At 69.5% G+C, this 23,514-nt stretch carries 16 protein-coding genes; 11 read left to right on the top strand and 5 right to left on the bottom strand.

Annotated elements, in window-relative coordinates; genetic code table 11:
• Positions 1–37 precede the first annotated feature (37 nt).
• On the bottom strand, positions 38–1,021 hold the full coding sequence (locus tag QFZ53_RS19375) for an oxidoreductase (RefSeq protein WP_307299161.1): 984 nt from the start codon (positions 1,019–1,021) through the stop codon (positions 38–40).
• A 47-nt stretch (positions 1,022–1,068) separates the two neighbouring features.
• On the opposite strand from QFZ53_RS19375, the gene QFZ53_RS19370 reads away from it, so the two are divergent.
• Positions 1,069–1,488 (top strand): MerR family transcriptional regulator, encoded by a 420-nt coding sequence (locus QFZ53_RS19370; protein ID WP_307299159.1) that lies wholly within the window; start codon positions 1,069–1,071, stop codon positions 1,486–1,488.
• Positions 1,489–1,551: 63 nt separating this feature from the next.
• Here QFZ53_RS19370 and QFZ53_RS19365 read toward each other — a convergent pair whose 3' ends face one another.
• The gene (locus tag QFZ53_RS19365; protein WP_307299156.1) at positions 1,552–2,397 is read right to left on the bottom strand and encodes an NAD-dependent epimerase/dehydratase family protein; all 846 of its coding nucleotides are present in this window, start codon (positions 2,395–2,397) and stop codon (positions 1,552–1,554) included.
• Positions 2,398–2,455: 58 nt separating this feature from the next.
• Between QFZ53_RS19365 and QFZ53_RS19360 the strand changes: the two genes are divergently transcribed.
• From QFZ53_RS19360 to QFZ53_RS19335, 6 genes are all read left to right on the top strand, one after another.
• Complete coding sequence (locus QFZ53_RS19360; RefSeq protein ID WP_292907766.1) at positions 2,456–3,469, top strand: LacI family DNA-binding transcriptional regulator; 1,014 nt, start codon at positions 2,456–2,458, stop codon at positions 3,467–3,469.
• 108 nt (positions 3,470–3,577) lie between these two features.
• On the top strand, positions 3,578–4,297 hold the full coding sequence (locus QFZ53_RS19355; RefSeq protein ID WP_292907764.1) for an L-ribulose-5-phosphate 4-epimerase: 720 nt from the start codon (positions 3,578–3,580) through the stop codon (positions 4,295–4,297).
• Positions 4,294–5,871: a xylulokinase gene (locus QFZ53_RS19350; RefSeq protein WP_307299150.1), complete on the top strand. Its 1,578-nt coding sequence runs from the start codon at positions 4,294–4,296 to the stop codon at positions 5,869–5,871. The genes QFZ53_RS19355 and QFZ53_RS19350 overlap by 4 nt, the downstream gene beginning before the upstream one ends.
• A gap of 9 nt (positions 5,872–5,880) precedes the next feature.
• The gene (gene araA, locus QFZ53_RS19345) at positions 5,881–7,398 is read left to right on the top strand and encodes an L-arabinose isomerase (RefSeq protein ID WP_307299148.1); all 1,518 of its coding nucleotides are present in this window, start codon (positions 5,881–5,883) and stop codon (positions 7,396–7,398) included.
• Positions 7,398–8,336 (top strand): aldose 1-epimerase family protein, encoded by a 939-nt coding sequence (locus QFZ53_RS19340; RefSeq protein WP_307299145.1) that lies wholly within the window; start codon positions 7,398–7,400, stop codon positions 8,334–8,336. Before araA ends, QFZ53_RS19340 begins: the two co-directional genes overlap by 1 nt.
• Positions 8,337–8,472: 136 nt before the next feature.
• Positions 8,473–11,298, top strand: a complete 2,826-nt coding sequence (locus QFZ53_RS19335) for a glycoside hydrolase family 43 protein (RefSeq protein WP_307299143.1) — start codon at positions 8,473–8,475, stop codon at positions 11,296–11,298.
• A 103-nt stretch (positions 11,299–11,401) separates the two neighbouring features.
• Here the strand turns inward: QFZ53_RS19335 and QFZ53_RS19330 are convergent, their stop codons facing one another.
• Positions 11,402–12,067 (bottom strand): type 1 glutamine amidotransferase domain-containing protein, encoded by a 666-nt coding sequence (locus QFZ53_RS19330; RefSeq protein WP_307299141.1) that lies wholly within the window; start codon positions 12,065–12,067, stop codon positions 11,402–11,404.
• Positions 12,068–12,143: 76 nt separating this feature from the next.
• Between QFZ53_RS19330 and QFZ53_RS19325 the strand changes: the two genes are divergently transcribed.
• On the top strand, positions 12,144–13,025 hold the full coding sequence (locus QFZ53_RS19325) for a LysR family transcriptional regulator (protein WP_307299138.1): 882 nt from the start codon (positions 12,144–12,146) through the stop codon (positions 13,023–13,025).
• A gap of 12 nt (positions 13,026–13,037) precedes the next feature.
• Here QFZ53_RS19325 and QFZ53_RS19320 read toward each other — a convergent pair whose 3' ends face one another.
• Positions 13,038–13,625 (bottom strand): antibiotic biosynthesis monooxygenase, encoded by a 588-nt coding sequence (locus tag QFZ53_RS19320; protein WP_292907749.1) that lies wholly within the window; start codon positions 13,623–13,625, stop codon positions 13,038–13,040.
• A 133-nt stretch (positions 13,626–13,758) separates the two neighbouring features.
• Here QFZ53_RS19320 and QFZ53_RS19315 point away from each other — a divergent pair, with 133 nt between their 5' ends.
• Positions 13,759–14,943 carry a thiolase family protein gene (locus QFZ53_RS19315; RefSeq protein WP_307299135.1) on the top strand — a complete coding sequence of 395 codons (1,185 nt, stop codon included), beginning with the start codon at positions 13,759–13,761 and terminating at the stop codon, positions 14,941–14,943.
• A gap of 355 nt (positions 14,944–15,298) precedes the next feature.
• On the opposite strand, the gene QFZ53_RS19310 is transcribed toward QFZ53_RS19315, so the two are convergent.
• Positions 15,299–16,516 carry an FAD-dependent monooxygenase gene (locus tag QFZ53_RS19310; protein WP_307299133.1) on the bottom strand — a complete coding sequence of 406 codons (1,218 nt, stop codon included), beginning with the start codon at positions 16,514–16,516 and terminating at the stop codon, positions 15,299–15,301.
• A 106-nt stretch (positions 16,517–16,622) separates the two neighbouring features.
• On the opposite strand from QFZ53_RS19310, the gene QFZ53_RS19305 reads away from it, so the two are divergent.
• Positions 16,623–17,189, top strand: coding sequence for a TetR/AcrR family transcriptional regulator (locus QFZ53_RS19305; protein WP_307299130.1), 567 nt, complete (start codon positions 16,623–16,625; stop codon positions 17,187–17,189).
• Between the two features lie 156 nt (positions 17,190–17,345).
• A complete protein-coding gene (gene pulA, locus QFZ53_RS19300; RefSeq protein ID WP_307299128.1) occupies positions 17,346–23,354 on the top strand; it encodes a pullulanase-type alpha-1,6-glucosidase in 6,009 nt (2,002 codons plus the stop codon).
• Positions 23,355–23,514: the final 160 nt, after the last annotated feature.

Here is a 23,514-nt window from a genome sequence, read left to right as displayed (position 1 = left end):
TCTCCCGCTCGTCAGCCGATCCCCGGTCGCTCGACGGTCAGGCGCGGAAGGGGTCGACGCCGGTGGCCTCGACCGAGAGCGCCCACAGGCGATCGGCGGCCTCGGGATCGATCGCCCATTCCTTGACTCCGCCGGCGGTCATGTCGGTGAAGTCGGCCGGGACGACGCCCTTGATGGAACAGTCCTCGCAATACACGCCGCCCCGGTCCACGAGTTCGGGTGCGGTCGCGGCCCACAGGCCGGTCGAGGCGCCCTGCGCGGGGGTCTTGAACCGGGGGTTGGGTGTGCCGTCGGCATCCATCCACCGGCGCTCGATCAGCTCCTCTCGCGGCATGTGGCGCTGCAGGTCGGTGAGGATTCCGCCGGGGTGCACCGAGTAGGCGTGGATGCCTCGGCCCGCAGCCCGAGCATCCAGGCCGACGGCGAAGAGCGCGTCAGCCGTCTTCGACTGACCGTATGCCACCCACGGGTCGTAGGCGGTCCCGGCGAAGTTGACATCGTCGAACAGCACAGGGGATCGAAAATGCGCCCCCGAGGAGTACGCGATCACGCGCGCACCGCTCGTCAGCAGGTCGGCCACGCCGCCGACGAGCGCGAAGTGCCCGAGATGGTTCGTGCCGAACTGCGACTCCCATCCCTGCGGGGTGAGCTGGAAAGGGGATGCCATGATGCCGGCGACGTTGATCATGAGGTCGATGGGTGTCGCATCGGCGCGCACCCGTTCGGTGAACGCCGCGACCGAGTCGAGGTCGCCGAGGTCCATCGCGCTCACACGCACGCCCGACACATCGGAGAGGGCGGCGCTGGCCGCGTCTGGGCGGCGGGCCGGAACGATGACCTGTACACCGGCATCCGCCAGGGCCTTGACCGTCTCGAGGCCGAGCCCGGAGTATCCGCCGGTCACGATCGCGGTCTTCCCCTGGAGCTCGATGCCGGCGATGGCCTCTGCGGCGGTCGATCGGTAGCCGAAAGGCGACGTCATCGGCTGTTGGCGGGCGAGCATGTCGATCTTCGTAGTCATGTTCGTCACCATATGACCTAGAGTCGACTCGAAGTCAAGGAGCACGCATGACCCACACGCCTCCCGACGCCGATCAGGTCTACAGCATCGGCGAACTCGCCGACATCACCGGTCTCAGCGTTCACACCCTCCGCTGGTACGAGTCCCGCGGACTCTTCCCGCGCGACGTACCGCGGACCAGCGGCGGGCGCCGCGCCTATGGTCCCGAGACGGTCGGCTGGCTCACCCTGATCGCCCGGCTTCGCGAGTCGGGCATGCCTGTCGCCGAGATGGCGAAGTACTCCGCCCTGGTGCGCGCCGGCGAGGGGAACGAGCCCGAACGCATCGCACTGATGGAGGCGCACGCCGCCGCCCTCGATGAGCAGATCCAGGCGCTGATGGCAAGCCGCGCCGTGATCGGCGGCAAGATCGACGCCTATCGGACAGCGCTCATCGCACGTGGTGCACTGGCTCTCGAGCCCTCCTGACACGGGTCGGCCGAGAGCGGCGTCACCCCTGTGCGCGATCCGATCGTCAGGCGCCGGGCCGGCTCAGACCTCGTCGCGCCAGGAATGCTGCGGCTCGAAGCCGAGTACGCGCCGCGCCCTGTCGATCGACAGGAGCGTCTCGTTCGGGCCGATGTCACGGGTGACCGGTACGCCGGGGAACACTTCGGCGATCAGCTCGGCGTTCGGGCGCGACATCACGGTGTCCGCCGCGGCGATGATGAACCGGTCGAACCCGGGCGGGGCGACCTCGAGCGCGCGCTGGACCGCCTGCGCTCCGTCGCGCGCATCGATGTATCCCCACAGGTTCCACTTGCGCTGGAGGGCGTCGTGATCGAACGAGGGGAAGGCGGCGTAGTCCTCGGGATCCATGACGTTCGAGAACCGCAGCGCCGTGATCGACAGATCGGGATGCCAGCGCACGAGCTCGGTGGCGAGCTGCTCCTCCAGCGTCTTCACGAGCGAGTACACCGACTCGGGGCGCGCGGGGTAGTCCTCGTCGACGGGGATGTAGGGCGGAGGCGCGTCGAACGGAAGGCCGAGCACCGTCTCGCTGGACGCGTACACGATGCGACGGATGCCGAGGCGCACCGCCGCCCAGAACACGTTGAACGTCGCGGGCATGTTGTTGTGGAAGGTCGCCACGTCGCTGCGGATGCCGGGTGCGGGGATCGCCCCCAGATGCACCACCGCGTCGATGCCGTCGTGGCGGTCGCCGACGGCGGTGAACGCGTCGACGACCTGACCGTAGTCGGTCAGGTCGACCTGTACGAATCCCGCGCCGCGCGGGCCGTCGAGGTCCATCCCGATGACCTCGTACCCCTGAGACCGCAGCTCGCGTGCGACGACGCGGCCGAGCTTGCCCGATGAACCGGTGAGAGCGATGCGCATGCCACCAGCCTGGCACGACGGCGAGAGCCGGGGCGCCCGACGCCGTACACTCATCCGCGTGAGTGAGTCCAGCAGCGCCCCCGGACGCACGGCCGGCGTGCGCGATGTCGCGGCGCTGGCCGGCGTCTCGCGGCAGACCGTGTCGCGGGTGCTGAACGATCACCCCGAGGTCGCGGCCGACACCAAGGAGCGCGTGCTGGCCGCGATGGCCGAGCTCGGCTACCGCATGAACAACGCGGCTCGCGCCCTGGGCACGCGTCGCTCGCGGACCATCGGCATCCTCGCCTCCGACGCGCTGCAGTACGGCCCCTCCCGCAGCATCGCCGCGATCGAGGCATCCGCCCGCGAGGCGGGCTACTGGGTCAGCGCGGCTTTCGCGGATGCCGGAGACGCCGCCGCGGTGGTCGCGGCCGTCGACCACCTGATCACCCAGGGCGTCGAGGGCATCGTCGTCGTCGCGCCACATGCGCGCACCCTGGCCGCACTCGACGCCCTGCACGTGAACGTCCCCGTGGTCACCCTGCACTCGGCCGGCCGCGGATCGCGCGGTCTCTCGGTCGACCAGGCCGCAGGCGCCCGGCTCGCGGTCGCCGCGCTGGCCGACGCCGGCCACACGCGGATCGCGCACCTCGCGGGGCCCGCCGACTGGCTCGAGGCCGAGTCGCGTGCGGACGGATGCGCCGCAGAGCTCGCCTCTCGCGGACTGCGGGGCGGACCCGTGATCGTGGGGGACTGGTCGGCGGGCTCCGGGTACGCCGCCGCCGCGGCCGTGCGCGAGTCCGGCGTCACGGCGGTGTTCGCCGCGAACGACCAGATGGCGCTCGGGCTGCTGAGCGGGCTGCACGAGGCCGGCCTCTCTGTGCCCGCTGACATCAGCGTCGTCGGCTTCGACGACATCCCGGACGCCGCGTACTACTGGCCGAAACTGACGACGGTGCGTCAGGACTTCGACGAGCTGGCCCGCAGGGCTGTCGCCGCGCTGGTGGGCGAGTCGGATTCCGCGGCATCCGACCTCGCCCCGGTCGCTCCCGTACTGGTCGAGCGCGAATCCGTCGCGCCGCCGCGTGCGTGACCGGCGTCGCCGAGGCCGGCGACGTGTCGACCTTGACGCCTTGCCCCGCCCCGTGTCACACTTCTGTGACCGGTCACAGTGACCGTCGACAGCACCGAAGAGGTACCCGTGAGCAGCGAAGCCCCCGCCTTCACCCCCGAGGTCGAAGCAGCCATCCAGACCGTCCGGGAGGACGTCGCCCGCCTGCACGGCGAACTGGTGCGCTACAACCTCATCGTCTGGACCGGCGGCAATGTCTCCGGCCGTGTCCCCGGCGCTGAACTGTTCGTGATCAAGCCTTCCGGTGTGAGCTACGACGACCTCGACGCCTCGAACATGATCCTGTGCGATCTCGATGGCAACGTCGTCCCCGGCACCGCCGGCAGCGAACGCAGCCCGTCGAGCGACACGGCGGCGCACGCCTACGTGTACCGCAACATGCCAGAGGTCGGCGGCGTCGTGCACACCCACTCCGACTACGCGGTGGCCTGGGCTGCGCGCGGCGAGGAGATCCCCTGCGTGATCACCGCCATGGCGGACGAGTTCGGCGGACCGATTCCGGTCGGCCCCTTCGCCATCATCGGCGACGACTCGATCGGCCGCGGGATCGTCGAGACCCTGCGTGGGCACCGCAGCCGTGCGGTGCTCATGCAGAACCACGGACCGTTCACGATCGGCGTGGACGCGAAAGACGCGGTGAAGGCCGCCGTCATGGTCGAGGACGTCGCACGCACCGTGCACCTCGCCCGCGAGGCGGGGCCGCTCATCCCGATCCCGCAGGAGGCGATCGACAGCCTCTTCAACCGGTATCAGAACGTGTACGGCCAGAACGCGGACGCCCGCCGATGAGCGGCCGCGAAGACATCGTCGCCGGCCGCACGAGCCTCGGCATCGAATTCGGCTCGACCCGCATCAAGGCCTGCCTGATCGGCTCCGATGCCACCGAGGTGCTCGCCACCGGCGCGTTCTCGTGGGAGAACAAGCTCGAAGAGGGCCTGTGGACCTACGGACTCGACGAGGTGTGGGCGGGCCTGCAGTCGGCGTTCGCCGATCTCGTCGCCGACGCCCACGATCGCTACGGCGTGAGGCCTGCGACCTTCGGCGCGATCGGCATCTCCGCGATGATGCACGGCTACCTCGCGTTCGACGCCGAAGGCGAGCTTCTCGTGCCGTTCCGCACCTGGCGCAACACCAACACGGGCGCAGCATCCGCCGAGCTCACCGAGCTGTTCGGTGTGAACATCCCCCTGCGCTGGTCGATCGCGCACCTGCACCAGGCCGTCGTCGACGCCGAGGCCCACGTGCCGCAGCTCGACTTCGTGACCACCCTCGCCGGCTACGTGCACTGGAAGCTCACGGGAGAGCGGATTCTCGGCGTGGGCGACGCCTCGGGGATGTTCCCGATCGACTCGACGACCGGCGGATACGACGAGTGGATGCTGCAGGCGTACGACGCGCTCGCCGCCGATCGCCTCCCCGCGCCGCTCACCGCCCTGTTCCCCGCCGTGCTGCCCGCAGGTGCGGCGGCCGGATCGCTGACGGCCGAGGGCGCCCTGCTGCTCGACCCCACCGGTGCGACGCCGGCGGGCATTCCGCTGTGCCCGCCCGAGGGCGACGCCGGCACGGGCATGGTCGCGACGAACTCGGTCGCGCCGCGTACCGGCAACGTCTCGGCCGGCACCAGCATCTTCGCGATGGTGGTCCTCGAGCGTCCGCTCGGCGAGGTGCACCACGAACTCGACCTCGTGACCACGCCCGCCGGCGACGCGGTCGCCATGGTGCACTGCAACAACGGCGCGTCAGAGCTCGCGGCCTGGGCGGGTCTGTTCACCCGGTTCGCCGCCGCTGCGGGGAACCCCGTGAGCGACGATGCCGCCTTCGACGCCCTCTTCCGCGAGGCGCTCGCCGGAGAAGCGGATGCCGGCGGACTGATCGCCTACAACCACCTCGCGGGCGAGCCCATCGCCGGGCTCGACGAGGGGCGTCCGCTGTTCGTGCGCACGCCCGACAGCGCCTTCACGCTCGCGAACTTCATGCGCGCCCAGCTCTACGGCGTGTTCGGCACGCTCGCGCTGGGCATGCAGGTCCTCACCGCCGAAGGCGTCGGACTCGACCGCATGTTCGCGCACGGCGGGATGTTCCGCACGGCCGGCGTCGCCCAGCGCTTCCTCGCCGGTGCGCTCGGCGCACCCGTCGCGGTGGGCGAACTCGCCTCCGAAGGCGGCGCCTGGGGCATCGCCGTGCTCGCCTCCTACCTCGGTCACGCAGAGCCGCTGGCCGCGTATCTCGACGAGAGCGTGTTCGCCACCGCATCCGTCTCCGTCGTCGATCCCGACCCCGCCGACGTGGCCGGGTTCACCGCCTACCTCGACCGTTACCGCGCAGGCCTCGCCATCGAGGCCGCCGCCACCACCGCACTCTAAGGACGCACCATGCCGAAGCTCACCACCTCCCTCGACCAGTACGAGGTCTGGTTCCTCACCGGCAGCCAGCACCTGTACGGCCCCGAGACGCTCGCGCAGGTCGCCGAGCAGTCGCAGGAGATCGCGCGTCTGCTCGACGAGGCGGGCGACGTGCCGGTGAAGATCGTCTGGAAGCCGGTGCTCACCGACTCCGCCGCCATCAAGCGCACGGCGCTCGAGGCGAACGCGGCAGAGAACGTCATCGGACTCGTCGCCTGGATGCACACATTCAGCCCCGCGAAGATGTGGATCGCGGGTCTCGATGCCCTGCAGAAGCCGCTCGCCCACCTGCACACGCAGGCGAACGTCGAGCTCCCGTGGGCCGACATCGACTTCGACTTCATGAACCTGAACCAGGCCGCGCACGGCGACCGCGAGTTCGGCTACATCCAGACGCGCCTCGGTGTGCCGCGCAAGACGATCGTCGGCCACGCGTCCGACCCGCGCGTGCAGCGCGAGATCGGCATCTGGCAGCGCGCCGCGGCCGGTCTCGCCGCGAGCCGTGATCTGAAGCTCGCCCGCTTCGGCGACAACATGCGCTTCGTCGCCGTCACCGAGGGTGACAAGACCGAGGCCGAGCTGCGCTTCGGCGTGCAGGTGAACACGTGGGGCGTGAACGAGCTGGCGGATGCCGTCGCCGCCGCATCCGAGTCGGACGTCGACGCGCTCGTCGCCGAATACGAAGAGCTGTATGAGGTCGTGCCGGAGCTCCGCAAGGGCGGCGAGCGGCACCAGTCGCTGCGCGACGGCGCCGCGATCGAGATCGGCCTGCGCTCGTTCCTCGAAGAGGGCGGCTTCGGCGCCTTCACCACCTCGTTCGAGGACCTCGGGTCGCTCAAGCAGCTGCCGGGGCTCGCCGTGCAGCGCCTGATGGCCGAGGGCTACGGCTTCGGCGCCGAAGGCGACTGGAAGACCGCGATCCTCGTGCGCATCGCGAACGTCATGGGCGCAGGGCTCCCCGGTGGCGCGAGCCTCATGGAGGACTACACCTACGACATGACCCCTGGTGACGAGCTCATCCTCGGCGCGCACATGCTCGAGGTCTCGCCCTCGCTCACGACCGCGAAGCCCACGCTCGAGATCCACCCGCTCGGCATCGGCGGCAAGGATGACCCGGTGCGCCTGGTCTTCACGGCCGACTCGGGTCCCGCCGTGGTCGTCGCGCTCAGCGACATGCGCGACCGCTTCCGTCTCACCGCGAACGTCGTCGAGAACGTCGAGCCACGAGCCTCGCTGCCGAAGCTCCCGGTCGGCCGTGCCGTCTGGAAGCCGGCTCCCGACTTCAACACCTCTGCCGCGGCCTGGCTGACGGCGGGCGCCGCGCACCACACCGTGATGTCGACGGCCCTCGGCATCGAGGCGTTCCGCGACTTCGCCGAGATGGCCGAGGTCGAGCTGCTCGTGATCGACGAGGAGACGACGCTCATCGAGTTCCAGAAGCAGGTCCGCTGGAACCAGGCGTACTACCGCCTGGCCCAGGGGCTCTGATGACGCCCCGTTCCGGCCGTCAGCTGCGGATCGCGGCGCACGGCTACGAGGCGGTCATCGCGAGCGTCGGCGCTTCACTGCGCTCGCTGACCCACGAGGGCCGCGACCTGGTCGTGCCCTTCGCGGCAGACGAGGTGCGCCCGGGCTATCGGGGCACCACGCTCGCGCCCTGGCCCAACCGCATCGTCGACGGACGCTACGAGTTTGACGGCGTCGAGCATCAGCTCGCCCTCACCGAGCCGGCGCGCGGTCAGGCGCTGCACGGGCTGCTGTCGTGGGCCGAGTACGCCCACCGCGTGATCGAAGACGACCGTGTCGTGCTGGTCGCCGTCATCGAGCCGCAGACGGGCTACCCGTTCCGGGTCGAGGTCGAGACCGAGTATCGGCTCGACGAGAACGGCCTGCAGCAGACGGTCACCGCTCGCAATCTCGGGACGGATGCCGCCCCCTGGGGCACGGGCCCGCACCCGTATCTCGTGGCCGGCCCCTCGACAGGCTCAGGGACCCAAGGCCCTCCGGTCGACGAGTGGACTCTGCTGCTCCCGGCATCCGCGGTGCTCACCGTCACGCCCGACCGCCTGAGCCCGGTCTCCGTGGAACCCGTCGCCGCGCATCCGGAGTGGGATTTCCAGACGTCGCGGCCGATCGGCGACGTGTTCATCGATCACGCCTTCACCGGACTCTCGCGCACCGACGGCATCGCCGAGGTGCGCCTGGTGACGGATGCCGGCACCGGTGTCGCGATGACCTGGGATGAGCGCTGCCCGTGGGTGCAGATCCACACGGCCGACAACCCCGGCTTCGACGACATCCACCGCATCGGCCTCGCGGTCGAGCCGATGACGTGCCCGCCCGACGCCTTCAACTCCGGCACCGATCTCGTGGTGCTCGAGCCCGGCGCCGAGCACTCGGCCGACTGGCGGATCCGGGCGCTCTGATCTGAGATGACCTGTTCCCTCGGGAACGGGTCGTCTCCTTGCGTGCCTCTCGAACCTTCTGGTTGTATGTGTGTTGACGTCAACTCAGTTGACGTCAACATGCGGGGCGACGACGCTCCGATCACGAGGGAGTGGCATGAAGAGAATCAGGACGGTCGCCGCGGCGACCTGTCTCACGGTCGCACTGAGCATGGTGGCCGCGGCGTCCGCGCAGGCCGAGGTCCCTGCAGGCGACCCGACGACGTACACGGCGTATCCCGCTATTCAGGATCCCGGTGCGACCGCGGCAGGCTATTTCGCCCCCTTCTGGTTCGACGACAACGGTTCGCACATCCAGGCGCACGGCGGGGCGATCGTGTCGGCGCAGGAACTCGGCGTCGACGGCGGCGACGTGGTCACCGGGTCCGAAGACGGGCGCACGGTGTACTACTGGTACGGCGAAGACCGCAGCAACGGCTACTACGGCAGCCCCGGAGTGCACGCCTACAAGTCCTATGACACCCTCAACTGGCAGGACCAGGGCGTCGTGATGAGGTCGGTCTCCGCCGCATCCGAATTGGAATCCGACTACTTCGACGCGCTCTACGACACCGTCGACGACGACGGCCAGCCACGGGCCGACCGCATCGCCGAGCTGGCCTACCATCTCGACACGAACGACGCCGCCGACCTCACGACGATCTTCGAGCGCCCGAAAGCGCTCTACAACGAGAGCACCGGCAAATGGGTGCTGTGGTGGCACTCCGACGGGCAGACGACGCCGGGCGGCAGCATGTACGCGCGGTCCATGGCCGGGGTCGCCGTGTCCGACAGCCCGACGGGTCCGTTCCGACTCACCGGGGTGTACCGGATGCCGAACCGCACCGACTACAAGGCCTGCACATCCGCTGCCGTTCCCGGTCAGGCCCGGGACATGACGGTCTTCCAGGATGGCGACGGCACCGCGTACATCGTGTACTCCTCGGAGGAGAACCGCTCGCTGTACGTCGCCGAGCTCGACGACTCGTACACCAACGTCACGCACACCACGTCGACCGATATGGCGAACGCGCACCAGTTCTCGGAAGACGGACGCTACCCCTACCTGTTCGCCGACGGCTCCGCTGATGCGCCCGTGCGCGGCGAGGACTTCCAGATCGTCAAGGAGTGCGGCATGCTCGAGGCGCCTGCGCTCTTCCAGCACGGCGGCAGGTACTACGCCGTCGCGTCCGGAGCCACCGGTTGGGGCCCGAATCCGCAGACCTACTACACCGCTGACAGCATCCTCGGATCCTGGATCCGCGGAGTGGAGAGCGGCGACGCGAACGAGAACGTCTCGTACAGCTCGATCCCCGAGGGAGGGGACGGCCTGCTGTCGGTCGGCGACACCCGCCGCACCACGTTCGGCTCGCAGTCGACCAACGTGCTCGATCTCGGCGGCGGCCGCTTCGTCTACATGGGCGACCGCTGGAATGCGGGCGCCGCCGACTCGACGTACGTGTGGCTCCCGATCACGATCGGCGAGAACGGCCGCGCCGAGATGCGCAACCCGGCCGTCGAGGATCCGACGCGGTGGGCGAGCGGATGGGACGCCTCCTACTGGGACGACAAGGGCGCAGGCGAGGAGATCTGGAGCGTCGTCGACGACGGGCTGCCGAAGACCGTCGCACCGGGGGAGGACTTCGCAGATGCGCTGCCGGCCACCGTGCCTGTGGCCGCGGGCGGTGTGACCGCGGCGACGCCGGTGACCTGGAGTGCGACGTCGTTCGCCGAGCGCGGCACCCAGACGATCACCGGAACCCTGTCGGGTGACGACCGGTTCGGTGCAGGTCGCGCGTTCACACGCACGATCGAGGTGGCCACGGAAGGCATCGTGAACCTCGCTGCGCGGTCGGCGGTCGCGGTGTCGAGCCGCCCGGAGCTCAGCGGCACGCTGGTCGACGGCAGCGTCAAGGGCAAAGGCTGGGACGACTGGGTGGCCGGCGGCGCGTACCCGAAGTCGAGCTGGCTGTCGTTCTCGTGGCCGTTCGCGCAGGATGTCGACCAGGTCGTGGTGCACACCTACAAGGACGGAGCCGGCGCGACCTGGCCCTCGACGGTCGCGGCCGAATACCTCGATGCCGCAGGCGACTGGGTGTCGGCCGATGTGTCGGTCGACCTGGCGCAGGATGCCGCAGCATCCGCTCCCGTGGCGACCTTCGATCTGTCGACCCTTCCGCAGACGAACGGCATCCGCTTGCAGCTGACCACGGCGACGAGCACCTGGCAGTCGATCTCGGAAGTGCAGATCTGGGGCGCCGACAGCAGCCAGGACATCTGCTCGGCCGCCGGAACCACCGTGTCTGCGAGCTTCCACCAGACCGAGTACGCTTCCCTGCCCGCCGCGAACGCCTGCGACGGCAGTGCGGCGACCGCGTGGTCTACCTGGGCGTCGACGGTGCGGCCGTCGGCGACCTTCACTGTGCAGCCCGCTCAGGCGCACGTGGTCGACCGCATCGGATTCACCAACATCGAAGGCGTGATCGCGGGCATCAGCGTCGAGTACCTGGACGAGAAGGGCGCCTGGCACGCGACCGGCGCGCAGAACGTCGTGCCGAGCGCGAACGGAAAGCCCACGTCGGTCGTGTTCGAGCCGGTGCTCGCATCGGCCGTGCGCCTCACCTTCGCGACCCCGGGCTCATATCTGAAGATCCCGGTGCTGGCGGTGGGCGAGACCACGCTCGAGGTGTCGGCGGCGATCACCACGCGGTGCGTGGCAGGCAAGGTGCAGCTCGTCACGACCGTGCAGAACTCGGGGGAGGAGGCGACGGATGCCGACATCGCGACCGTCTACGGCACGAAGACGATCTCGTCGATCGTCGCCGACGGCAGCCGCTCGGCGACCGCCGCGACACGCTCGGCGGACATCTCCGCGGGAGAGGTGACGGTCACGGCCCGTGAACAGACGCTGACGGTCGGGTACCCCGCAGCGACCTGCGGCTGAGGCCATTCCGGTCGCGACTCGTGCCGCCTGCGCTCGGAGCGGGCGACACGAATCGCGACCGGAACGCGAGCGTCGGTTCCGGCGTGCGGAGGAGCGGATGGCCTCAGCCGAGAGCGGCGACCAGCGCTGCGGCAGCGGATGCCGACGACTGCGGGTTCTGTCCCGTGATGAGCCGGCCGTCGACCACGGTGTGGTCGCTCCACGGCTCTGCCACCTCGACCTCGGCCCCGAGCTCGCGCAGCGAGGACTCGAGTAGGAACGGCGCGCGGTCGGCGAGGCCGCCGATGCGCTCCTCCTCGTCCGAGAAGCCGGTGATCGTGCGCCCGGCGACGATCGGCTGCCCAGAGACATCGCGCGCAGGAAGCAGTGCGGCGAGGCCGTGGCAGACGGCGGCGAGCAGACGGCCGCCGCCGATCGTGGCGGCGATCAGGGCGGCCGAGTCGGCATCCGTCGCGAGATCCTGCATCGGGCCGTGTCCGCCCGGGTAGTACACCGCGTCGTAGGCCGCCGGGTCGACGTCGGCGAGCACGAGCGGGGAGGCGAGCTCATCGATCGCGGCGATCGCCTCGGCGTCGCCGTCGCGCAGGCTTCCGGCGTCGGCGACCGGAGCGATGCCGCCGGGCGTCGCGAACGACACCTCGTGACCGGCGGCGGTGAGCTGCTCGTAAGGGGTGATCAGCTCCTCGGCCCAGTAGCCGGTGGGGTGTGCGGTGCCGTCGGAGAGCGTCCAGGTGCGGGCGGCGGTGACGACGAAGAGGACGTGAGACATTTCGGAGCTCCAGTTCGGTGAGGGTGTCTCAGGGAGAACGGACGCCGATGGTTCACGATTCCGATAGATTGCCGATATGAGCGATCGGAATATCGATGGGCTACGCGATGTCTCGCTGTGGCGTACCTTTCTCGCGGCCCATCGCTCGGGTTCGGTCTCGGCGGCGGCGCGGATGCTCGGGCTGGCACAGTCCTCGGTGACCGCTCAACTGCAGACGCTGGAGCGGCACATGGGCGAGCCGCTGTTCGAACGCCACGCGCGCGGCATCCGCCCCACGCCGCGGGCCGACGATCTCGCCGCGCGGCTCGCCGGTCCCATGGACCAGCTGGCCCTCGTCGCCGGTGCGGCGGCCCCGGCCTCCCCGGTGAGGCTCGGCGGGGCCGCTGAGTTCCTCGAGCGCGTCGCGATGCCGGCTCTGGGCCCGGCGATCGCCGCAGGGCTGCGGCTCACCGTCGTACCCGGTCTCGCCGACGACCTGCTCGAGCAGCTGCGTGTCGGCAGCCTCGATCTCGTGATCTCGGCCGTTCGTCCCCGCGGCAGGACGCTGCCGGCATCCGCGCTGTGCGACGAGGAGTTCGCGCTCGTGGCCGCGCCCTCGCTCGGCATCGACCCGGCCGAGCGCCCGCGCCTCGAGCATCCGCTGCTCGCCTACGCGCGTGACCTGCCGATCCTGCGCCGATACTGGCGCCACGTGTTCGGTGAGCGTCTCGAACGCGAGCCCGACCTCGTGATCGCCGATCTGCGCGCCGTGGCCGCGGCGGCCGTCGCAGGAGCGGGCGTCACCGTGTTGCCGACCTATCTGATCGCCGATGAGCTCGCCGACGGGCGCCTCTTCGTGCTGCATCCGACCGATGATCCGCCGATCAACACGCTGTATCTGGTGCGGCGGCCCGGTCCGCCGGTCACGGGGATCGACGTGATCGACACCGCGCTGCGCGCCGCCGTCGCGAAGTTCTGACCCGCGGGCGGTTCAGCGCGCCAGCCAGTTCCGCAGCGAGCGGGTCACCCACGGCAGCACCCAGTAGGTCATGATCGGGGTGAGCACGACGGTCGTCCCGAGAACCCGCAGCCAGATCGGCAGCTCGCTCCAGCCGGGGATCGGACTGGTCGCATAGGTGAAGGCCACGTTGAGGGGGAAGAAGCCGAGCCAGATCGAGATCGCCTGCTTCCAGCGCGGCGGGGTGCGCACGACCGACATGGTCGTCGTGGTGCCGTCGCCGCGTGGGATCGTGATGGTGTCGGTGGTGGGCTCGTCGAACCAGCCCTCTATGCCCGAGCGGCGCCGCGCCCGCTCGCTGCGCACGAAGCCGTCGCCCGTCGCCCGCCACCACTCGCGCTCGCCTGATTGCTCCCACGCGAGCAGCGTCTTCTCGTCTGCGAAGCGGTAGAGCATGTGCCAGACGTTCGAGTCCTCGCCGTCGCGCACCCAGCCCGAGCCGAGGAAGCCGGGATAGCGGTGCGCGAGGTTCACGCCGGTCTGCACCCAGGCGGTCGCCTCGGCGATTCGCTCGGGGTCGACCTCGCGGCGGATGGACACGGTGATGGGTTCGCTGGACATGGTGGGTCCTCGGTGAACGGACGGCCCGGGTCGCGGGCGCGTCGAGACGGTCGGCGCCAGGGTTGCGGCGCACGGTCGATTCTAATTCGGATGCCGCGGCGCGGAGCCGAGCAACCGGGGCGAGAATGGACGTATGAGCACGCGCAGCGAAGCCGTCCTGATCGATGTCGTCCGCACCCCGGTGGGCCGAGGCAAGCCGGGAGGCGCGCTGTCGGACGTCCACCCGGTGGATCTCGCCGCCGGAGTGCTCGCGGCGGTCCTCGAGCGCAACGGCCTGGAATCCGCGCAAGTCGACGATGTCATGCTCGGCTGCGTGAGCCAGGTCGGCGACCAGTCGATGAACATCGCGCGTCAGGCCGTGCTGGCAGCCGGATTCGACGAGTCGGTGCCCGCGACGACGATCGATCGGCAGTGCGGCTCGAGCCAGCAGGCCGTGCACTTCGCGGCCGCCGGCATCGCGGCAGGGCACAACGACGTCGTGCTCGTCGGGGGAGTCGAGTCGATGAGCCGGGTGCCACTCGGATCGTCGGCGACAGGAGGATCGCCGATGTCGCAGCGTCTGCGCGACCGCTACCCGGAAGGGCTCGTGAACCAGGGCGTGAGCGCCGAGCTCATCGCGCAGAAGTGGGGACTGGGACGCGACGACCTCGATGCCTTCGCCGCCGAGTCGCATGCGCGAGCCGTCCGCGCGTGGCAGGACGGCTTCTTCGACCGCACCGTGATCGCGGTTCCCGAGGCGCCGGATGCCGCGACCGACGAGACCGTGCGCGACGGCACCACCGTCGAGAAGCTTGCGGGGCTGCCGGCATCCTTCCGCACCGATGCCCTCGCCGCGCGGTTCCCTGACCTCGACTGGAGCATCACCCCGGGCAACTCGTCGCCCCTCACCGACGGCGCATCAGCCGCTCTGCTCATGAGCGCGGAGCGCGCGGAACAGCTCGGGCTGACGCCACGCGCCCGCTTCCGCGCCTTCGACGTGGTCGGCGACGATCCGCTGATGATGCTCACCGGGCCTATCCCGGCCACGCGGCGGGTGCTCGAGCGTGCAGGGCTCTCGATCGACGACATCGACGCCTACGAGGTGAACGAGGCCTTCGCCTCGGTGCCGCTCGCCTGGGCGGCAGAGCTCGACGCGGATCCCGATCGGCTCAATCCGCGCGGCGGCGCGATCGCCCTCGGTCATGCGCTCGGCTCCTCCGGCACGCGCCTGCTCGGAACGCTGCTGAGCCATCTGGAGGCGACCGGCGGCCGCTACGGCCTGCAGACGATGTGCGAGGGCGGCGGCATGGCGAACGCCCTGGTCCTGGAGCGCCTGTAGCGGAGCATCCGCCCCTCCTCCGTCTCTCCCCGGTCCTCCTCCGTCCCTCCTCCGTCTCTCCCCGGTCTCTCCCCGGTCTCTCCTCGGAAGGCGAACCGCACTTCAGACGGATGCTGCGCCGCGATCCTTCCTTCCCAAGCGTGAATGTCCGGCGCTGGCGCTGGCGCTGCGCGACGGGGCAGGAGAAGACCCCCGCCGACCCGATTCGGCGGGGGTCTTTGTATGCGGGCCCGTGAAGAAGGGCCGCAGAGCGCGGATGCCGTGACTACCCGATCCGGTCCAAGCCTTCGTCCGCGCAGAAGCAGTTGTAGTCGGCGAACGTGTCCGGATGGTGAACGGGGGGCGAACTCGTCGTTCACTCCGGCAGCGGGAGATCCTGCTGCGAGGCGGCGAACATCCGGCGCACGATCGGGCGGAACGGGCGCGACAGCATGACGCCCATAGTCGCCCGCATGATCGCCGCCTGCAGCCTGCTGGCCGGCACCATCCGCTCGACGCCTCCTCCCATCAGCGTCATTCCCTGTGCGGCGAACGGACGGATCTGCTCGGCGTACCGGGCGAGCGCATCGGGCAGGGCGTCACGGTCGCCGTCGGCGATCCTCGCCGCGAGGAGGTAGGCGCCGATCAGCGCGGTGGCGGTGCCCATGCCCGACATCGGCGAGCCGCTCGATGCGGCATCACCCAGCAGCGCCACCCGCCCTCGCACGGGGTTCGGCACCTCGAGGCGCATGAGCTCGTCGAAGTAGAAATCGTCGGCGGTCTCCATGGCCGCGAGGATCGTCTCGGCGTGCCAGCCGGCCCCCGCCAGCATCCGCCTGATCAACGACTTCTGCGCGTCGAGGTCGCCGCGCAGCGATGGGTCCCGATCGACGCGCAGCGTCAGCATCGCCTTCGACGTCCTCGGGTCGAGATCGGGACGGATGCCGAAGGTGGCCCCGGGCGTGAACCGCATCGAGAACCAGCCCTCCTCGACGTCGGCCGGCGTGGGCAGGGTGAAGAAGGCGGCGTATCCGCCGAGATAGGTGCGGAACTGCTCCTCGGGGCCGAAGACGAGTCGCCGCGTAGAGGAGTGCACGCCGTCGGTGGCGACGACGATGTCGTAGCGGGCGGTGGCCGCGCTCGCGAACGCGACGTCGACCCCGCTCGCATCCTGCATCACCGAGGTGATCCGGTCGCCGTAGCGCAGGTCGAGCAGGCCGGAGGGGCCAGCCGCGAGCTCGCGGCGCAGCACCTCGCTGAGATCTCCGCGGGCGATCTCGATCTCCGCCACGGCGCCCTTGCCGTCGAAGTCCTCCATCGACATGCGCCCGAACACGCGGCCGCGGGCGTCGACGTAGGCGAGCCCCTTCTCGTCGACGCGGTAGGGCTCGATCTTCTCCAGGAGGCCCATGCGCTCGGCGACCTCGCGGCTGGCGCCGCGCAGATCGACGGCCTGGCCGCCGGGTCGCGGGCCGTCGGCGCGTTCGACGACGGTGGTGCGGATGCCAGCGCGCACCAATTGCAGAGCCAGGGCGAGTCCGGCGATGCCGGCACCGGAGACGAGGATGTGGGTGGTGGGAGCGGTGGCGTTCATCGGATTCTCCTTGATCGAAAAGTTAGACACATGTCTCAAACATCTGTCTAACACGGTTTGGGACACATGTCTAATACATTTGTCTGAAATCGGTTATTCTCATGTCATGGGAAATCGTGAAGACCTGCTCGCGGGCGCTCGCCGCGCGATCCTCGAACGGGGCGTCGCCAAGGTGACAGCCCGCGACATCGCCGCCGAAGCGGGGGTCAGCCTCGCCGCGATCGGCTATCACTTCGGTTCGAAGGATGAGCTCGTGACCGCCGCCCTGCTGGAGTCGGTGGGTGACGGCATCGGCGACGGTATGGAGGCCATCGTCGGCGAGACGGCCGCGCTGCCGCTGCTCGACGGCTTCGCGCGGTTGTGGGATCGCATGCCGGAAGTCTTCGAGCGCAATCGCGAGGCGCTGCTCGCGAGCCTGGAGAACACGGTCCGCGTCCTGCGCGACGCCGACGGCGCGAAGGCGCTGGGGGAGGCTGCGGAGCAGGGGTATCTCGGCGTGGCCGAGCAGTTGCGCGACGCGCATCCGGAACTCGGCGAAGACGAGGTCGTGGCGGTCGCAAAGCTCGACTTCGCCCTCGTGCAGAGCCTGGGCATCATGTGGCTGATGAATCCGGAGTCCCTGCCCAGCGGCGAGGAGTTCGCGCGCGCCGTCGCGGTGCTCGCACGCGACTGAAAGCGCTTGCGCTTGCGGCACATCCAGGCATTCTGCTTCGCCTGACTGCCCGGAAAGACTACTGGAAGCGCTTGCAGTCCTCGACGGATAGCTGGTAACTTCGCACCACAGCATCCGGGCACGCCGCCGTGCCCTCCCACCCTCCAGGGAGCAGAAGTGTCGAAGACGACAGCCGCCGCACGCCGTACCGCCCTCCTCGCCATCAGCACGCTCATCGCCGCAGGTCTCGCGGTCGTGGCGGCGCCTCCGGCATCCGCCGCCGACCGAACGGCCGCCCTCGTCGGTGACCTGCAGTCCGAGCTGGGCTGCGCCGCCGACTGGGCGCCCGATTGCGCCGCGACCGAGCTCACTCCGACCGGCGCCGCCGGCATCTACAGCGCGGCCTTCGAGGTGCCGGCCGGCACCTACGAGTACAAAGTGGCGCTGAACGACAGCTGGGACGAGGCCTACGGACTCGACGGCGGCGGCGACAACATCCCCCTCACGATCGCCGGCCCCGCGACGCTGCGCTTCACCTACGACGACAACGTTCACCGTGTGGGCGTCGCGGTGGAGGATCTCCGCGGCGGTTACACGAGCGAAGACGACGCGCTCATCGCGCCGCCCGTGCGCCAGGCGGGAGCAGGCGAGCAGTTCTACTTCGTGATGACCGATCGCTTCGCGAACGGCGACACCTCCAACGACACGGGTGGCCTCGAGGGCGACCGCCTGACGACCGGCTTCGACCCGGTCGACAAGGGCTTCTACCAGGGCGGCGACATCGCCGGCATCCGCGACAACCTCGACTACATCGAAGGCCTCGGCACGAGCGCGATCTGGTTGACACCGAGCTTCGCGAACAAGCCGGTGCAGGGCGAGGGGGCCGACGCCAGCGCGGGGTATCACGGCTACTGGGTCACCGACTTCACTCGCATCGACCCGCACCTTGGCACGAACGAGGAGCTGCAGGCGCTGATCGCCGATGCGCACGCCCGTGGCATCAAGGTCTACTTCGACATCATCACCAACCACACCGCCGACGTCATCGACTACACGCAGAAGAAGTACGACTACATCGACCAGGCGACAAGCCCGTACAAGGACGCGAACGGAACCGCCTTCGACCCTGCCGACTACGCGGGCACCGGCGATTTCCCGACGCTCGATGCGGCAACGAGCTTCCCGTACACGCCGATCGTGACGGATGCCGAGGCGAAGACCCCGGCCTGGCTCAACGACCCCACGCTCTATCACAACCGTGGAGACTCGACCTGGTCGGGGGAGTCCGTGACCTACGGCGACTTCAGCGGCCTGGACGACCTCATGACCGAGAGCCCGACCGTCGTGAACGGCTTCGTGCAGGTCTACGACCAGTGGGTCGACCTCGGCATCGACGGCTTCCGGATCGACACCGTCAAGCACGTGAACTTCGAGTTCTGGGAGCAGTTCACGACCGAGGTGCTCGACTACGCCCACGCGAAGGGCAACGACGACTTCTTCATGTTCGGCGAGGTATACGACGCCGACCCGGTGAAGCTCGCCCCGTACGTGCGTGACACCGACATGAACTCCGTTCTCGACTTCACGTTCCAGTCGTCCGCCGTGAGCTACTCCTCCGGCAACTCGGCCAGGGGACTGCAGAGCCTCTTCGCGGGCGACGACCGGTACACGACCGCCGACACGAGTGCGACCGCACTGCCGACCTTCCTCGGCAACCACGACATGGGCCGGGTCGGCTCCTTCCTGCAGAACACCGACAATGCGGTGCAGCGCGACGAGCTCGCGCATGATCTGATGTTCCTCACCCGCGGTCAGCCGGTGGTGTACTACGGCGATGAGCAGGGCTTCGCGGGTCCCGGCGGCGACAAAGACGCCCGCCAGACCCTGTTCGCGACGCAGGTCGCCGAGTACGCGAACCAGAAGCTCATCACCGGCGAGCAGGCGGGCTCCGCCGACCGCTACGGCACCGACGGTGAGCTGTACCAGCACATCGCAGGCCTGTCCGACCTCCGCGAAGCGAACCCCGCGCTCGTCGACGGCGCGCAGATCGAGCGGTACGCGGCATCCGGAGCCGGCGTCTACGCCTTCTCGCGGGTCGACGCCTCCGACAAGGTCGAGTACCTCGTGGCGGTCAACAACGCGACGACTCCGCAGACCGTCGACCTGAAGACCCTGACCTCGGATGCCGGCTACAGCGTGATCTACGGCGACGGCGCAGCGCTGACGACGGATGCCGGTGCCGCCACCAGCATCACGGTGCCTGCACTCTCGGCCGTCGTCTGGAAGGCCGACAAGACGGTCACCGCGCCGGCCGAGGCCGCCCCCGTCACCGTGAGCGTCCCCGCCGCAGGCGCCGGCGTCACCGGCCAGTCGGCCGTGCAGGCGAGCATCGCCGACCAGTGGACGCAGACGAGCTTCGCGTACCGCGTCGCAGGCGACGACGAATGGCATGCGCTCGGCACCGCGGAGGACACCGACCCCCGCGTGTTCCACGACATCGCGGGACTCAAGAAGGGCACGCTGGTCGAGTACCGCGCAGTGACGACGGATGCCGCCGGCCACCATTCCGCAGCATCGACCTACGCCTCCGTCGGCAACGCGGTGACCCTCGAGGCGCCCGAAGAGCCCGAGTCGCCGATCGACATGGTCACGGTGGCCGGCAGCCTCGACTCCGAGATCGGCTGCGCGGGGGATTGGGACCCGGCGTGCGAGAAGGCGAAGCTGGCGCTCCGCCCCGACGGTGTGTGGGGCGGAACCTTCGACCTCCCCGCCGGCGACTACGAGTACAAGGCGGCCGTGAACGGCAGCTGGGCCATCAACTACGGGGCGAACGGCGTGCCCGACGGCTCGAACATCGCCATCCACCATGCGGGCGGCCCGATCACGTTCTACTTCGACCCGCGCACGAACATCATGCAGTCGACTGCCGAGGGACCCATCGTGACCCTGCCTGGATCCGAGCAGTCAGAGCTCGGCTGCGCGGCCGACTGGTCTCCCGACTGCCTCACCACGCTCATGGCCGATGGCGATCGTGACGGCGTGTACGAGTTCGCCACCGACGAGCTGCCGACCGGAGCGTACGAGTTGAAGGTCGCGCACGGACTCAGCTGGACCGAGAACTACGGCGCCGACGGCGCACCCGGGGGAGCGAACATCTCGTTCAGCGCGACCGAGGGCAAGGTCACGACGTTCCGCTACACGCTCGCGACGCACGTGCTCGAGATCGTGAGCACCGACCCGCCGCTCCCCGGCACGGGAGAATCCCGCGCGCACTGGATCGACGCCACGACGATCGCCTGGCCTGCGAACCTCGGTGCGACGGACAAGGCGGTCTACCAGCTGTACTCCTCGGCGGACGCTTCGCTCGCGGTGGTCGACGGCGAGGTCGCCGGAGCCGATCCGATCGCCCTCACGGTGACCGACGGCGGGCTGACCGAGGCGCAGCTCGCCCGCTTCCCGGCGCTGAAGGGCTACCTCGCCCTCAAGGTCGACGACGCGGATGCCGCAGCCCTCGTACGCGGCCAGCTGGCCGTCGCCCAGCGCGACGCCGCCGGGTCGCTCACCGCCTTCACCGCGGTGCAGATCCCCGGAGTGCTCGACGATCTCTACGCGACTGCGCTGGACGAGGTCGACCTGGGCGTGACTTTCAGCGGCAAGAAGCCGACGTTCCGCCTGTGGGCGCCGACCGCGCAGAGCGCCGCCCTGCTCACCTGGAACCCCGGCGCCACCGGCGACCCGCAGCGTCATGACGCGACGTGGGATGCGGCATCCGGTTCCTGGACGGTCAAGGGCGAGAAGAGCCTCAAGGGCGACGAGTACCTCTGGGAGGTCGTCGTCTATGTCCCGAGCACCGGCACGATCGAGACCAATCAGGTGACCGATCCGTACTCGGCAGCCCTCACGCTGAACTCCGAGCGCTCGGTCGCGATCGATCTCGACGACAAGGCGTGGCAGCCCAAGGCATGGCAGAAGACGAAGTCGCCCTCGGTCGACAAGTCGGTCGACCGGGCCATCTACGAGCTGCACATCCGCGACTTCTCGATCGGCGACGAGACAGTTCCCGCTGAGGAACGTGGCACCTACCTGGCCTTCACCGAGAAGAGCGCGGGCACGGATCACCTGCGCGAACTGGCGGACGCCGGCATCAACACCGTGCACCTGCTCCCCTCGTTCGATCTCGCCACGATCGAAGAGGACCGGGCTGCCCAGGCGACCCCCGACTGCGACCTCGCGTCGTTCGGTCCGGCATCCGATCAGCAGCAGGCCTGCGTGCAGGCCATGGCCGATCAGGACGGTTTCAACTGGGGCTACGACCCGTACCATTTCTCCACGCCGGAGGGCTCGTACGCGGTCGACGCGAACGGCGGAGCGCGGGTCAGCGAGTTCCGCTCGATGGTCGGCTCGCTGCACGAGATCGGACTGCAGGTCGTGCTCGACCAGGTGTTCAACCACACCGCAGCGTCGGGCGAGGCCGACACCTCGGTGCTCGATCAGGTCGTTCCCGGCTACTACCACCGTCTGAACGCGGCGGGTGCGGTGGAGACCTCCACCTGTTGCCAGAACGTGGCCACCGAGCACCTCGCGGCGCAGAAGCTCATGGTCGACTCGATCGTCACCTGGGCGCGCGACTACAAGGTCGACGGGTTCCGATTCGACCTGATGGGGCACCACTCGACGACGAACATGCAGGCGATCCGCGACGCGCTCGACGCGCTGACGGTGAAGGACGACGGCGTCGACGGGTCGAAGATCTACCTGTACGGCGAGGGCTGGAACTTCGGCGAGGTCGCGAACAACGCGCTGTTCGAGCAGGCCACGCAGGGGCAGCTCGGCGGCACGGGCATCGGCACCTTCAACGACCGGCTGCGCGACGCCGTGCACGGGGGCAGCCCGGTCGACGGCACCTCGACGTTCCGGCAGGGCTTCGGCACCGGCCTCGGCACCGACCCGAACGGCGACCCGATCAACGGCTCGACCGAGCAGGCTCTGGCCGACCTCGGCCACGAGACCGATCTCGTGAAGCTGGGGCTCGCAGGCAACCTGCGCGACTTCACGTTCGTCACCAGCGATGGGCAGGTCACCGCCGGCGAGGACATCGACTATCGCGGCTCGGCCGCCGGCTACGCCGAGGAACCGGGCGAAGTCATCAACTACGTCGATGCGCACGACAACGAGACGCTGTACGACCTCTCGGTGTTCAAGCTGCCGGTCGGCACCTCGATGGCCGACCGGGTGCGCATGAACACGCTCGAGCTCGCGACCGTAACGCTGTCGCAATCGCCCTCGTTCTGGCACGCCGGCACCGAGCTGCTGCGCTCGAAGTCGCTCGACCGCAACAGCTACAACTCCGGCGACTGGTTCAACCGCATCGACTGGACCGGTCAGGAGTCGACCTTCGGCTCGGGCCTGCCCACCGCGGCCGACAACCAGGAGAAGTGGCCGCTCATGGCACCGCTGCTCGAGAACCCGGCGCTCAAGCCGGCGGCCGCCGACATGGCGACGGCCGAGGCATCCGCTCTCGATCTGCTCCGCGTGCGCGACGAGGTCGACCTGCTGCGTCTGGGCTCGGCCGACCTCATCGAGCAGAAGGTCACGTTCCCGAACGGGGGAGCGGATGCCGCGCCGGGCGTGATCGTGATGCAGATCGACGATCTCGTGGGGTCCGACGTCGATCCCGAGCTCGACGGCGCGCTGGTCGTGTTCAACGCCTCGCCGTCGCAGGCTTCGCAGACCGTGGCGGAACTCGCCGGCCGCTCGTTCGCGCTGACGCCGGCTCAGGCCGACGGGGCGGATGCCGTCGTGAAGACGACGACGTGGGATGCCGCGACCGGCACGGTCTCGGTTCCCGCCCGCTCGGTGGCCGTGCTCGTGGACGACCAGGCGCAGCCTGTCGGAACCTCTCTGCGGCTCTCGGCGTCCGACGTGTTCGTCAAGGCGGGCAGGAGCACGACCGTCACCGTTCGGGTGTCAGCCGACGACGACAGCGCTCCGGCGGGTACGGTCACAGTACTCGACCGAGGCAAGGTCGTCGCGACGGTCGACATCACCGCCGCCGATCGCGGAAAGGTCGCCATCGCCTTGCCGAGGCTGACGCGGGGTCTGCACCTCGTGACGGCGACGTTCGAGGGCGCCGAGCCGTACACGGCATCGCGGTCGCGGATCCCGCTGCCGCTGCTCGCGTACTGAGAGCTCTCTGCGTTTCGTCTCTGCGTTTCGTCTCGCTTCGCTCGCTCAACGACCGGCGCTCGCTCAACGACCGAGCGCCGTACTGAGCGAGCGAAGCGAGTCGAAGTGACGAAACGCGTCGACTCTTCCTGCACCGGAGGACGGATGCCGGGAACTTGTC

Source organism: Microbacterium natoriense (assembly GCF_030816295.1).
GTDB classification, from domain to species: domain Bacteria; phylum Actinomycetota; class Actinomycetes; order Actinomycetales; family Microbacteriaceae; genus Microbacterium; species Microbacterium natoriense_A.
This window is presented reverse-complemented; position numbering and strand designations above follow the sequence as displayed.